The 13,215-nt window shown below is 70.1% G+C and carries 14 protein-coding genes; 11 read left to right on the forward strand and 3 right to left on the reverse strand.

Annotated elements, in window-relative coordinates:
• Positions 1–163: 163 nt before the first annotated feature.
• Both gndA and ABS64_RS07595 read right to left on the reverse strand, forming a co-directional pair.
• On the reverse strand, positions 164–1,657 hold the full coding sequence (gene gndA, locus ABS64_RS07590) for an NADP-dependent phosphogluconate dehydrogenase (protein WP_061682944.1): 1,494 nt from the start codon (positions 1,655–1,657) through the stop codon (positions 164–166).
• Between the two features lie 84 nt (positions 1,658–1,741).
• Positions 1,742–2,080 carry an NAD(P)-binding domain-containing protein gene (locus ABS64_RS07595; protein ID WP_363331272.1) on the reverse strand — a complete coding sequence of 113 codons (339 nt, stop codon included), beginning with the start codon at positions 2,078–2,080 and terminating at the stop codon, positions 1,742–1,744.
• 101 nt (positions 2,081–2,181) lie between these two features.
• On the opposite strand from ABS64_RS07595, the gene ABS64_RS07600 reads away from it, so the two are divergent.
• From ABS64_RS07600 to ABS64_RS07615, 4 genes are all read left to right on the forward strand, one after another.
• A complete protein-coding gene (locus ABS64_RS07600) occupies positions 2,182–3,243 on the forward strand; it encodes a D-2-hydroxyacid dehydrogenase (protein ID WP_292682391.1) in 1,062 nt (353 codons plus the stop codon).
• A 37-nt stretch (positions 3,244–3,280) separates the two neighbouring features.
• Positions 3,281–4,078 carry an IclR family transcriptional regulator gene (locus ABS64_RS07605; RefSeq protein ID WP_061682943.1) on the forward strand — a complete coding sequence of 266 codons (798 nt, stop codon included), beginning with the start codon at positions 3,281–3,283 and terminating at the stop codon, positions 4,076–4,078.
• A 132-nt stretch (positions 4,079–4,210) separates the two neighbouring features.
• A complete protein-coding gene (locus ABS64_RS07610) occupies positions 4,211–5,629 on the forward strand; it encodes an MFS transporter (protein ID WP_051120831.1) in 1,419 nt (472 codons plus the stop codon).
• A gap of 28 nt (positions 5,630–5,657) precedes the next feature.
• The gene (locus tag ABS64_RS07615) at positions 5,658–6,392 is read left to right on the forward strand and encodes a fumarylacetoacetate hydrolase family protein (RefSeq protein WP_016464658.1); all 735 of its coding nucleotides are present in this window, start codon (positions 5,658–5,660) and stop codon (positions 6,390–6,392) included.
• Positions 6,393–6,408: 16 nt separating this feature from the next.
• Here ABS64_RS07615 and ABS64_RS07620 read toward each other — a convergent pair whose 3' ends face one another.
• Entirely contained in the window at positions 6,409–7,113 is a 705-nt protein-coding gene (locus tag ABS64_RS07620) for an FCD domain-containing protein (protein ID WP_036284790.1), read from the reverse strand.
• Positions 7,114–7,279: 166 nt separating this feature from the next.
• Here ABS64_RS07620 and ABS64_RS07625 point away from each other — a divergent pair, with 166 nt between their 5' ends.
• The 7 genes from ABS64_RS07625 to pth all read left to right on the forward strand — a co-directional run bounded on the left by ABS64_RS07625 (position 7,280) and on the right by pth (position 13,198).
• The gene (locus tag ABS64_RS07625) at positions 7,280–8,665 is read left to right on the forward strand and encodes a GntP family permease (RefSeq protein ID WP_016464660.1); all 1,386 of its coding nucleotides are present in this window, start codon (positions 7,280–7,282) and stop codon (positions 8,663–8,665) included.
• The gene (locus tag ABS64_RS07630) at positions 8,658–9,425 is read left to right on the forward strand and encodes an SDR family oxidoreductase (protein WP_005052490.1); all 768 of its coding nucleotides are present in this window, start codon (positions 8,658–8,660) and stop codon (positions 9,423–9,425) included. Before ABS64_RS07625 ends, ABS64_RS07630 begins: the two co-directional genes overlap by 8 nt.
• 16 nt (positions 9,426–9,441) lie before the next feature.
• Positions 9,442–10,470, forward strand: coding sequence for a zinc-binding dehydrogenase (locus ABS64_RS07635; RefSeq protein ID WP_292682408.1), 1,029 nt, complete (start codon positions 9,442–9,444; stop codon positions 10,468–10,470).
• Positions 10,471–10,472: 2 nt separating this feature from the next.
• The gene (locus tag ABS64_RS07640; protein WP_036315212.1) at positions 10,473–10,979 is read left to right on the forward strand and encodes a gluconokinase; all 507 of its coding nucleotides are present in this window, start codon (positions 10,473–10,475) and stop codon (positions 10,977–10,979) included.
• Positions 10,980–11,060: 81 nt separating this feature from the next.
• Positions 11,061–11,477, forward strand: coding sequence for a hypothetical protein (locus ABS64_RS07645; RefSeq protein ID WP_036315215.1), 417 nt, complete (start codon positions 11,061–11,063; stop codon positions 11,475–11,477).
• A gap of 430 nt (positions 11,478–11,907) precedes the next feature.
• Entirely contained in the window at positions 11,908–12,531 is a 624-nt protein-coding gene (locus ABS64_RS07650; RefSeq protein ID WP_036315218.1) for a 50S ribosomal protein L25/general stress protein Ctc, read from the forward strand.
• A gap of 82 nt (positions 12,532–12,613) precedes the next feature.
• Positions 12,614–13,198, forward strand: coding sequence for an aminoacyl-tRNA hydrolase (pth, locus tag ABS64_RS07655; RefSeq protein WP_204947388.1), 585 nt, complete (start codon positions 12,614–12,616; stop codon positions 13,196–13,198).
• The last annotated feature ends 17 nt before the right edge of the window (positions 13,199–13,215 follow it).

Below are 13,215 nucleotides of genomic sequence, written 5' to 3' on the forward strand. Positions count from 1 at the left end.
GGCTCCATCACAGCCCACACCTCGTCAGAGACCTCGTGTCGCGTCACCGTTCAAGACTCGCCCACCGGAACCCGAAACCACTTGATCAACACGGCCTAGGCCTTTCGACTCGCGGCTGAGCAGAGCGCGCCGAAACGCCCCTGCTCAGCCGCGCCGCCGGCGGTCAGTGGGTGTCTTCGGCCTCGACCTCGGTGCGGTCGCCCGACCACAGCGTGTGGAAGGTGCCGTCCTTGTCGATGCGCTTGTAGGTGTGCGCACCGAAGAAGTCGCGCTGGCCCTGGATCAGGGCGGCGGGCAGGCGCCGCGCGCGCAGTCCGTCGTAGTACGCCAGCGACGACGAGAAGGCGGGAGCGGGGATGCCGGCGGCGGCAGCCAGCGCGACGATGTTGCGCCACGCGTCCTGTGCGCGCGTCAGCGCGTCGACGAAGTACGGCGCCGTCAGCAGAACGGCAAGGTCCGGCTCGGCTTCGTACGCGTCGGCGATCCGGTTGAGGAACTGGGCGCGGATGATGCAGCCGGCGCGCCAGATCTTGCTGACCGCGCCGAGGTCGATCGACCAGTCGTAGTGCGCGGCGCCGGCGCGGATCTCGTCGAATCCCTGCGAGTACGCGACGATCTTCGACGCGTAGAGGGCCAGCCGCACCTGCTCGATGAAGGCGTCCGCGTCGGCGCCGGTGAGGTGCTCGCCGGTCGAGTCGTCGGGACCCGGCAGTGCGCCGGAGATGGAACGCTGTTCGGGGTGGCTCGACAGCGATCGGGCGAAAACGGCCTCGGCGATGCCCGAGACGGGAACTCCCAGGTCGATCGCGGTCTGCACGGTCCACCCTCCGGTGCCCTTCGCGCCGGCCTGGTCGAGGATGACATCGACCAGCGGCGTGCCGGTTTCGGCGTCGACCTGGCGCAGCACCTCGGCGGTGATCTCGATCAGATAGCTCTCCAGCTCGCCCGTGTTCCACTCGGCGAACACATCGGCGATCTCGGCGGGCGACGCGCCCGTGGCGCGACGGATGAGGTCGTAAGCCTCCGCGATCAGCTGCATGTCGGCGTACTCGATGCCGTTGTGCACCATCTTCACGAAGTGGCCGGCACCGTCGTGTCCGATGTGGGTGACGCAGGGCTCGCCTTCGGCGACCGCCGCGATCGAGCGCAGGATGGGACCGAGCGTGACCCAGGCCTCGTCGGGGCCGCCGGGCATGAGCGACGGGCCGAGGAGCGCGCCCTCCTCACCGCCGGAGACACCCATGCCCACGAAATTGAAGCCGCGCTCTCGCACGGCCTTCTCGCGACGGATGGTGTCCGTGAACAGCGCGTTTCCGCCGTCGATGATGATGTCGCCGGGCTCGAAGACGTTCATGAGCTCATCGATGACGGCGTCGGTGGGGCCGCCGGCCTTGACCATGATGAGTGCCGTGCGCGGCTTCTGCAGGCTGGCGGCGAACTCCTCGTAGGAGAAGGCGGGGACGAAGCCGGCCTCGGGGTGCTCCGCGACGAGCTCGTCGGTCTTCGAGCGCGAACGGTTGTACACCGCGACGGTGTTGCCCTCGCGCGACGCCAGATTGCGGGCCAGGTTCGAGCCCATCACCGCGAGTCCGACGACTCCGATGTTGGCCGTGGGCGACACGGGCGTTGTGGTCTCGGCAGCGGTCTGTTCGGGCACGTCGAACTCCTCAGGGTCGGTCGGGGATTCCGTTCTCAGCGTAGTCCGCCCCGGGTGTGGCGGGCGTCGGATGACGCCGCGCCGTCAGTCGCCGTGTGACCGAGATGTCACGGTCGCCGAGACCCGCAGTGAGGATCTCGTCGAAGACCGTGCGCAACGCGGGCAACAGGGCGGTCGTGGTGTGTGTGGATGCCGCGACGTCGGCGGCGAAGCCCAGACGAGCACGGCGTCGCTGTGCGCAGCCAGTGCGCCGGGGGTGTCCACGGGACTCGCGCCGAGCTCGACGAGATCGGGCCGCGGTGCGCGCGACCAGATCGCCAGCCGCCCGCGGGCGCGGATGAGACGATGTGCCATCGGCGTGCCCATGGCGCCGGTGCCGATCATTCCGAGGCGGGCGTCCTCCGCTGTGAGAGACGATGTCATGACGACACTGTAGACAAAGTCCAACAGGATGGACAGTGTTCAGTAAAATGAACCTGCGATAGAGTGGCCGCCGACCACGTCCACCCGATGAAGGGAAACGAATGTCGGATCACGCTGTCCGCACACTGCGCGCCGTCGCCGCCGTACCGCTGCGGGAGGACCTGTGCCGACTGATCGAGCAGCTGGAGCCGCGCGTCCACATGGTTCGCGAGCCCGATCTGCTTCCGCCCATGCGCGGCGCCGCCGACTGGTCCGGCGACCCCGCGTTCCGGCGCACGCCCGCCCAGCAGCGCCGCTTCGACGACCTGGTCGACTCGGCCGACGCCTTGTTCGGCATCCCGGATGTCGATCCGGCGGCGCTCGCACGCACGGTCGCGGCCAATCCGCGGCTGCGGTGGGTCATGACCACGGCGGCCGGTGGCGGCGCGCAGGTGCGGGAAGCGGCGCTTGCGCCCGAGGCGCTGCGGCGCATCGTCTTCTCGACCACCGCCGGCGTCCACGGGGGAGCGCTCGCCGAGTTCGCGGTGTTCGGCGTGCTCGCCGGTGCGAAGGACCTGCCGCGTCTGCGCGCCGACCAGGACTCCCACACGTGGCCACTGCGATGGCAGATGCGCCAGATCGATGAGATGACGGTGCTGATCGTCGGGCTCGGCGGCATCGGGTCGGCCTGTGCGCGGCGCTTCGCCGCCCTCGGCGCGACGGTGTGGGGCACGACCCGTTCGGGGGAGTCGGTGGAGGGCGTGGACCGCCTCGTTCCGCTGGAGGAGCTCGCGTCGGCGATCTCTCAGGTGGATGCCGTCGTGGTGACGCTGCCGGGCACGACGCAGACCCACCATCTCATCGACGCCGCCCTCCTGTCGGCGGCGCGTCCGGGTCTGATCCTGGCCAGCGTCGGACGCGGCAGCGTCATCGATGAGGCGGCGCTGCTGGAGGCGCTGGAGGACGGCACGGTCTCTTTCGCCGCCCTCGACGTCTTCGAGGCGGAGCCGCTCGCGCAGGACTCGCCGTTGTGGTCGCACCCCCGCGTCCTGGTGAGCCCGCATACGGCGGCCCTCGACAGTCGGGAGGAGGAGCGGATCGCGCGTCGGTTCGCCGCCGACGCGACGCGTCTGCTCGATGGTGCCGCGTTGCACGCCGTTGTCGATACGGTCGAGTTCTACTGACATCGACGCGCGGCGGTGTGCGTCGTGAAGGAGGACCATGACCGACGACCTCGACGACCGCGCGGCACGCGACCCCGCTCCCGCCGTCACCCGCGGCATCCGCCTGCTCGAACTCCTCGCGGACGCGGGGCGCCCGCTCACGCTGACCGAGATCGCGGGAGGACTGGGCCTGGCCAAGTCCTCGACCGCGAACCTGTGCCTGGCGCTGGAGGCGGCGCGCATGATCGAGCGGGGTGCGCAGGGCTATCGCCTGGGCCTGCGAACCGCCGAGCTCGGCGGAGCCTTCGCCGCGCAGTTCAATCAGGTGCGCGAGTTCTACGGTGTCTGTGACGCGTCACCGGTCCTCGCGGCCGAGCTCGTGCAGGTGGCGATCCTCGACGGGGCCGACGCGCTCTACATCGCCCGGCACGAGGGCTCGCGCGCGGTGCGGATCGGCACGCCGCTCGGCTCCCGCCTTCCGGCGGCGCTGAGCGCGACCGGGCGGGCCATGCTGTCCACGCTCTCGGATGCCGAGGTCACCGCGCTCGTGGGTGCCGATGCCGCCTCGTCGTCCGCCGCTGACCCGGTCGGTCGTGAGCTCAGCGGGCTGCTGCGGCGCCTCGCGGACGTGCGCGAGCGCGGCTGGGCGCTGGATGCCGAGGAATCGTGGCCCGGCATCGTCGGGGTGGCCGTGCCGCTGGAAGGGTGGGCGCCGGGCGATCCGCAGCTCGCCATCGGCGTGGGACTGCCTGCGGGTGAGGCGGACGAGCGCCGGATCGCGGAGGTGGCGGCCGCGCTCAACGACGCTGCGCGCCAGCTCACGAATCCGTTCAGCGCGGCCGCCCGTCGGAGGTGAGTGTCGCGACCGATCGCCGCCGGCGTGAGGTGTCGCAGCGGGTTCGGAACACCTGAATCCAACATATTGAACATCGTTCACTGGGTTGATACTCTGATCGCACACGCGGCCGTGCCGTGCCGATCAAAGGAGATGGCAGTGACAGACCTTCGAACCCCGGTGGACACCACCTCGGACGACCCCGGATACGCGGCGAACCTGCGACGGGCCACTCTGGCCTCCAGCATCGGCAGCGCTCTGGAGTACTTCGACTTCGCGCTGTATGGGCTGTCGACGGCGCTCATCTTCAATGTGCTGTTCTTCTCGCAGGACGATCCGGCGATGGCGACCGTCGCGGCCTTCGCCACGTTCGGCGTGGGCTTCGTGGCTCGCCCGTTCGGCGGATTGTTCTTCGGGGTGCTCGGCGACCGTCTCGGCCGCAAGTGGGTGCTCGTCATCACGATCCTCCTCATGGGTGGCGCGTCCACCGCGATCGGGCTGCTGCCTACCTACGCCCAGATCGGGCTCTGGGCACCCGCGCTGCTGGTGCTCATGCGCCTGCTGCAGGGCTTCGGCGCCGGAGCCGAGCAGGCGGGCGCCACGGTGCTGATGGCGGAGTACGCCCCCGTGCGCCGACGCGGCTTCTTCTCCGCACTGCCGTTCATCGGCATCCAGGCGGGCACGCTCCTCGCCGCCGTGGTCTTCAGCCTGATCACGCTCCTGCCGGAGGATCAGCTGCTCTCGTGGGGATGGCGCGTTCCGTTCCTCTGCTCCTTCGCGCTCATCCTGGTCGCGCTGTTCATCCGCATGCGCCTGCGCGAGACCCCGACGTTCGTCGAGCTCGAAAAGCACGAGCAGGTCAGCGACCGTCCGATTCGCGAGATCTTCGGTCACGGACTGCCGGGCGTCATCGTCGGCATCGGTCTGCGCATGGCCGAGAACGGCGGCTCCTACATGCTGAACACGCTCGCGCTGACCTTCTTCGTCGCCGTCGCGGGCTCGGGCGCCGACAAGAGCCTGCTCACGTGGGGCGTCACGCTCGGCTCCCTGCTGGGCATCTTCACGGTGCCGCTGTCGGGGGCCCTGTCGGACCGCTGGGGTCGCCGCACGGTCTACCGGATGGGCGCGCTGTTCCTGCTGCTGTACTCCTTCCCGGCGTGGTGGCTGTTGACGCTCGGCGACTACGCGATCGCCATCGCGGTGATCGCGATCGGCATCGGGTTCGGGGTGAACGTGATGCTCGGACCGCAGTGCGCGATGCTCCCCGAGATGTTCGGCAACCGCCATCGCTACCTCGGGGTGGCCATGGCACGCGAGCTGTCGGCGGTGCTGGCGGGTGGGCTGGCTGGTGTGCTCGGGGCCTACCTCATCGCCGTGAGCGGCGGCAACTGGGTGCTGCTCGGCATCTACATGGCCACGCTCGCGCTGATCACGACGGCGGCCACCTTCCTTGTGCCGGAGACCCTCCGGCGAGACCTCACGCGCACCGATGACGCGGTGAAGGTGTCGCGCGACGAGGCCGGCGAGGGCGTGGCGTCGACGACGGTGACCATCCGGACCGTGCGCTGGTGATGCGCCGCATCGGAGCAGGAGCGCCGTCGTGCTGATCGGGAGGGCGCTGATCGACGGCAAGAGCGTGGATGTGCGGTGGAGTCCCGAGGGGCCCGTGCCGATCTCGTTCCCCGATGACCGCGACGCTATCGGAGCGCATCCGCGTGACGTCGCAGCGCCCCGCCCCGATGCCGAGATGATCGCCCCGGCGGCTCCTCTGGTGCTCGTCGGGATCGCGCAGAACGGGCCCGGTCATCCCGCTCCGGTGCAGGCGTGGTTGAAGAGTCCGCGCACGATCGTCCCGTCGGGGCGCTGCGTGCGGTTGCGCCGCGATGCCGGCCGGAGCGTGGCCGAGGGGGAGATCGCCGTCGTGATCGGTCGCGACTGCACGGCTCTGACGGCGGCGACGGCCGACCGGTTCGTGCGCGGCGTGACCGCGGTCAACGATCTCTCCAGTCCCGATCGAGCGGCGATCGACGTCCGCAACTTCGAATCGAAGTCGGGGGTCGGCTACACGCCGCTCGGGCCGTGGATCGATACGCGGGCCGACATCGACCACGTCGCCCTGCGCCTCGAGATCGACGGTGCGGTCGTGGCGCAGACGGATGCCGGGGCCCTGCCCGTCTCCATTCGCGAGTGTCTGGCCTACGTCGCGTCGTGGACGACGCTCGGCCCGGGCGACGTCGTCATGACCGGAGCGCCGTTCAGCGCCGCTCCGATCGAGCCGGGTCAGCGCGTCGAGGTGATCGTCGGTGATGTGAGGCTGACCACGCCCACATCCTGATGATGCTGCCCGCGCCTCAGAGGTGGGCGACTTCGCCGGACACGAGCGTCAGGTGCTCGCGTGCCGAGGCCTCGGCGCCCGCGCCGTCGCGCTCGACGATCGCCTGCGCGGTCGCGACGTGCGCTTCCAGTGTGCCCACGCGCGGCAGGCTCGGCGTGAGGCCGCGCACCGCCCGACCGCGGAGGATCTCGGCGATCGGCTCGCTCAGCTTGCCGAAGAGGGGATTGCCGCCGGCGCGCAGCAGAAGCGAGTGGTAGGCGATATCCGCCTCGAGGTACTCCTCGGAGTCGCCGAGCCCCTGTGCGCCGAGCTCGTTCAACCGCGTGGCCCACGTCAGCAGGAGCTCGCGTGCGGTGTCGTCGGCCCGCTCGGCCGCCAGGCGCGCCGCGACGGGTTCCACGGCGGCGCGCAGCTCGGTCAGCTCTCGGAGCACGTCGTGGCGACGCGGACCGTCCAGGCTCCACTCGATGACGGTGGCGTCGAGGCTGTCCCACTCTTCGCGCGGGCGCACGACGAGTCCCACCCGGCGTCGAGACCGGAGCAGGCCGTGGGCTTCGAGCACGCGCACCGCTTCGCGCACGACGGTGCGAGAGGCGGAGAACTCCTGCTCGAGTGCGGCGACCGTCATTCCGGCCCCGGGTGCGAGCGTGCCGCCGGCGATCCGGCGGCCGAGGGTCTCGACGATGTGCGCGTGCGACGCGGTCGGGGCGGTGGTGGGCATCGGCGTCCTTCTGTCACGGGACACGCTACCGGGAGGCGGCGCCTCCCGCCGGGTACGCGCGAGAAAAGTACGACTATTCGCTTGCGATAAGTACTACTTTTGTGAAACGGTGGTCCCGCGGCCGGGAACGACCCCGGCACATGGACGATTCATCGGAGAAGCTCCCATGCAAGATTGGACGCAGACGCTCGGCGCCGTCCCTCTGCTGCTCATCGCAGCCGGCGCCATCGCGCTCATCCTGATCCTCATCATCTGGGCGCGGATGCACGCCTTCCTCGTGCTCGTGCTCGTCTCTCTGCTGACGGCGCTGGCGACCGGCATCCCGATCGACGGTGTCGGCAAGGTCCTCATCGACAGCTTCAGCGGCACCGTCGGCGCCGTCGCCCTGCTGGTCGGGCTCGGGGCGATGCTGGGGGCGCTCGTGGAAACCTCGGGCGGCGCTCGTGTGCTGGCCGAGAAGATGGTGTCCGTCTTCGGTGAGAAGCGGGCAGCCTTCGCGCTCGGCGTTGCGTCGCTCATCATGGGCTTCCCGATGTTCTTCGACGCCGGTCTGATCGTGATGCTCCCGGTGATCTTCGCCGTCGGACGGCGCATCGGCGGCAAGCACATGCTCCTGTACGGCATCAGTGCCGCCGCCGCATTCTCGGTGATGCACGTCTTCGTGCCGCCGCACCCCGGGCCTATCACCGCGAGCGAGACGTACGGGGCGAACCTCGGTCTCGTGCTCGTCATCGGACTCGTCGTGGCGCTGCCCACCTGGTACCTCACGGGCTACCTGTGGGCGAAGTTCACGGACAAGCGCATTCCTCTGGCGATCGTCGACCTCTTCGGCGGCCGCGACGTCGACCCGGTCAACCCGCCCAAGGCCGGCACGGTCATCGGCGTGCTCGCCATCCCGCTCGTGCTGATCCTGCTCAATACCGGGATCTCGGCACTGGTGTCAGCCGGCGTCGTCGAGGGCTCGCTCGTCTGGGTGCAGGCGCTGCGTCTGATCGGCACGAGCCAGATCGCTCTGCTCATCTCCGTGCTCATCGCGCTGTTCGTGCTCGGCACCCGCCGCGGCGTGCACGGGACCGCACTCGAGAAGATCGTCGACTCCGCCCTCGGGCCGATCTGCTCGGTCGTGCTCATCACGGGCGCGGGCGGCATGTTCGGCGGCGTGCTGCGGGCCTCGGGCATCGGCTCGGCGCTTTCGGACTCGCTCTCCTCCCTCGGCATCCCCGTGATCTTCGCCGCCTACCTCATCGCCGTCGTGCTGCGCGTGGCCCAGGGATCGGCAACGGTCGCGCTGGTCACGGCGGCGGGCCTGGTCTCGCCCGCGGTCCTCGCCGCCGACTTCAGCCCCCTGCAGGTGGCATGCGTCGTTCTGGCCACCGCCGCAGGCTCCGTGTTCGCCGGTCATGTCAACGACTCGGGCTTCTGGCTCGTCGGTCGGCTCATGGGCATGGACGTGAAGACCACGCTGAAGACGTGGACGGTGCAGCAGGCACTCGAGTCGGTCGTGGGCTTCGCCTTCGTGCTCGTCATCTTCGGGGCGGTGTCCCTTGTCTGATCTGTTCGACCTCAGCGGACGCACAGCCCTCGTCACGGGATCCTCGCGCGGGCTCGGACAGAGCCTTGCGACGGGGCTCGCCGAGGCCGGAGCGCGCGTGATCGTCCACGGCCGCAGCAGCGAGGGCGTGGCGGAAAGCGCCGCCCTGCTGGCCGCGCAGACGGGAAGCCTTCCCGAGACGGTCGTCTTCGACGTGACGGATGCCGCGGCCGTCGACGCCGCGATCACAGAGCTCATCGCGCGCGTCGGTGTTCCCGACATCCTCGTCAACAACGCCGGTATCCAGCGTCGGGCGCCGTTCGCCGAGTTCTCCGTCACCGACTGGGACGACGTCATCGCCACGAACCTCTCCAGCGCGTTCTACGTGTCCCGCTTCATCGCGCCGGGGATGATCGCGCGCGGCTCGGGAAAGATCATCAACATCGCGTCGGTGCAGTCGGCCCTGGCGCGACAGACGATCGCGCCGTACTCCGCGAGCAAGGGCGGCATCGCGCAGCTGTCGCGAGGAATGGCCGCCGATCTGGCACGCCACGGCATCCAGGTGAACACCCTGTCGCCGGGCTACTTCGCCACGGAGATGAATGCGGCGCTGGTCGCCGACGAGGACTTCACCGCCTGGGTCGCCCAGCGCACCCCGGCGGGCCGCTGGGGCCGTGTCGAGGAACTGCGCGGACCCTTGACCTTCCTCGCCTCGGCGGCGAGCGACTTCGTGAGCGGACAGAATCTGTTCGTCGACGGCGGCATGACCGCGGTCGTGTGATCGAGAGGAGCAACCCATGGATGCGGTCGTGATCAGAGGACGCCAGGACGTGACGGTCGAGGAAGTCCGCGTGCCGCCGTGCGCTCCCGGACAGGTGCGCCTGCGGGTCGGTTACGTCGGCATCTGCGGCTCTGACCTGCACTACTACTTCGACGGGGCGAACGGAGCGTTCGTGGTGACCGAACCTCTGGTTCCCGGCCACGAACTCGCCGGCTGGGTCGAGCACGATCCCTCGGGAACCTGGCCGCCCGGCACGCCCGTCACGGTGCACCCGGCACGTTTCGGAACGTCCCTGCCCGGCATCGCACAGGCGCCGCACCTGTGGCCCGGCGGCTCATACCTCGGCAGCGCCTCGACGACCCCGCATACGCAGGGGGCGATGGCAGATCGCCTCGTCGTCGACGCGGCGATGGTGCGGGTACTGCCCGACTCCCTGTCGGTGCGGCGTGCGACGCTGGCGGAGCCGCTGGCCGTGGCCCTGCATGGCGTCGGTCGCTCCGGGAGTATCGATGGCGCGCGGGTGCTGGTGTGCGGCGCCGGTCCGATCGGGCTTCTCGCCGTCGTCGCCGCGCAGGCCCGTGGCGCTGCGGTCGTCGACGTCAGCGATCTGCTGCCCGAGGCGTTGGAGCGCGCGGCTGCGCTCGGCGCCGATCGCACGTGGCGCGCGGGAAGCGATGAGGTGCCCGGCGAGGCCTACGACGTGGTGCTGGAGTGCTCGGGCGCGGCGGCCGCCGTCAGCACCGCCGTGGCCGCGGTGCGTCGGCGCGGCGTCGTCGTGCAGATCGGCATGCTGCCGAACGAGCCCCGTCCGATCAACCTCGCCCCCGTGGTCGCCAAGGAGGCGACGCTCACCGGCGCCTTCCGCTTCCTCGACGAGATGGAGGAGGCGATCGCTCTCCTGGACGCGCAGCCCGCGGTGGAGAGCGTCATCACCCACGAGTTCACGCCCGCCGACGCCGTCGCGGCGTTCGAGACCGCTCGTGACTCGGCATCCAGCGCCAAGGTGATCGTGGCCATGGCGTCCGCGCGAGAGGCGGGGCAGTGAGCATGCCCTCCCGTGCGCCGCGCATCGTCGTGATGGGCCCGAGCGGCTCGGGCAAGACCGCCGTCGGGGCCGCGCTCGCCGTCGACTTCGGCGTCGACTTCGTGGATGCCGACGACCTGCACCCCGCGCAGAACGTCGCCAAGATGGAGTCGGGCGTGCCGCTGGACGATGACGACCGACGGCCCTGGCTCGACGTCGTCGGGCGGCGCCTGGCGTCTTCGCCGGGGCTGGTCATGGCCTGTTCCGCTCTCGCCCGTCGCTATCGCGATCGCATCCGCGAGGCCGCACCCGACACGCGGTTCGTCGAACTCGTCGTCTCGCGTGCCGAGCTCGACCGTCGGATGCGTTCGCGCCAGCATTTCATGCCGGTCGCCCTCTTGGAGTCGCAGTTGGCGACGCTCGAGCATCTCGGTGCCGACGAGGACGGGGTCGCCGTCGAGAACATCGGGGGCATCATCGAGGTCGCCGCCCGCGCGCGCGCCGCTCTGGATCAGGCCGAGCGCCGATAGGCAGACGGGCGGCGACGAGAAGGCGGGGTACGCTCGCATCGCGGGGCGCAGTGGCCGGTCCCCGCGGCAGCGGAGGTGAAGATGGCGCGGGTCGTGTTGATGGGGTCGTCGGATGCCGCGGTCGAGCTCACCGGAGCGGCGCTCGCTGCGCGACTGCGCGCCCGCTACATCGACGGCGACGAGTTGCGCCCGCCCGCCCGCCGGCGTCGACGCCGCGCTGAGACGACGCCCGCAGCGTCCGATGCCGAGATCTGGTTGGACGCGCTGCGCCTCGTTCTCGTGGAGGCGGCGGCCGTCGTGGTGACCACGGGACCGCTCACGCGCGCGGCGCGTGATGCCGTCCGTGCGCGCGTGCGCGACGTCGTCTTCGTCGAGCTGGTCGGCCGCGAGAGTGTCGGCGAGCCGCTCACGCAGGACGAGGCGGGATTCCGCGTGGCCGCGGGGGCCGATCTGCAGATCGTCGTCGATCGGGTCGCCGATCTGCTGACGGGGCGCTGACATCCACGACACTCGCGGATGCGGGCGACGGGATCAGTCCTTGCGGTAGCCCGAGCGCCCGAGCGTGAAGAGGGCGCCGACGACGGCGACGGTCGCTCCCACCGACATCAGTCCGATGATCCACAGGAGTGCGTGCGACATCCAGCCGTAGTCCATGGGTTCCTCCGGAGTGAGAGACGGGTGGGCGCGGCCTCGGCCGCGCGAGGGCACCCGTGCGGGCACCGTCTCCATCGTAGCGGCGTCGCTGGTAGAGTGGAGTCCTCCCTCGGCGAGGGATGCCGTGTGTTCGCGTATCGGCATCCGTGATCGACGCGGTGATGCGGGCCCACGCGGCGCGGACGGACAGTCCGGGCGGGCTCTCCTCACGTGACCACGTTCGAGTCGAGACCCAGACCCAGACCAGGGCGAGAAGCCCGCAAGGAGAATCATCATGTCGACCGAGACCGACACCAAGGTCATCGCCGAGGTTCGCGAGAACTTCGGCAAGGGCTTCGCCCGCCGTCTGCGCGCCGCAGGCAAGATCCCCGCCGTCATCTACGGCCACGGCACCGACCCGGTGCACGTCGCGCTGCCCGGCCACCAGGTCGCGCTGCTCGTGCGTCGTGCCAACGCCGTCCTCGAGCTCGAGATCTCCGGTGCGCAGCAGCTCACCCTCGTGAAGGACGTCCAGAAGGACCCGGTGCGCCAGATCATCGAGCACATCGACCTCCTCGTCGTGAAGAAGGGTGAGAAGGTCCAGGTCGACGTTCCCGTCGTCGTCGTCGGCGAGCCCTTCGCGGGCACCATCGCCAACCTCGACAACGCGACCGTGTCGCTCGAGGTCGAGGCCACGCACATCCCCGAGAACGTCGAGGTCGACGTCGAGGGCCTCGAGGACGGCACGCACATCACCGCGGCCGACCTGAAGCTCCCGCGCGGCGCCGCGCTGGTCACCGACGCCGAGACGCTCATCGTGGCGATCTCGGTGCCGGCGGCGACGATCGCCGAGGTCGACGAGATCGAGGCGGCCGACGAGGCCGTCGCCGAGGAGCAGTCGGAAGAGGCTGCCGAGTAATCGACGCATCATGAACGAAGCCCGTCGCCGCCGATACTGGTGGGGCGGGCTTCGTCGTGGATCGACCGGTGAGGACATGAGCATGGCCGAGACATGGCTGGTGGTGGGGCTGGGAAACCCCGGCGTCCGCTACGAGAGCACCCGTCACAACGTGGGGCAGATGGTGATCGCCGAGCTCGCCTCTCGGCGGGGCGAGACGCTGCGTGCGCACAAGGCGAACGCGCGCGTCGCGGAGAGCTGGCTGCGTCCGGGTGGGGCGAAGCTCGTGCTCGCCACCCCCAATTCGTACATGAACGTGTCGGGCGGGCCGGTTTCGCAGCTTGCGCGCTTCTATGACGTTCCCGCCGACCGCGTCGTGCTCGTCCACGACGAGCTCGACATCCCGTTCGACACCGTCAAGCTCAAGACCGGCGGTGGACATGGCGGCCACAACGGCATCCGCGATGTCGCCAAAGCACTGGGTACCCCCGACTTCCCGCGCGTGCGGGTCGGTATCGGTCGTCCTCCGGGACGCCAGGATCCGGCGGACTGGGTGCTCGATCCGTTCTCTTCGGCCGAGCGGGCCGCGTTGCCGGTGCTGGTGTCGGAGGCTGCCGACGCGGTCGAGCTGCTCGTCGGGGAGGGACTGCTCGCCGCCCAGCAGAAGCATCACGCGCCGCGCGCCTGAGCCTGCGAGCGGCTTCG

The organism is Microbacterium sp. SCN 69-37 (genome assembly GCF_001724435.1).
Lineage (GTDB): Bacteria > Actinomycetota > Actinomycetes > Actinomycetales > Microbacteriaceae > Microbacterium > Microbacterium laevaniformans.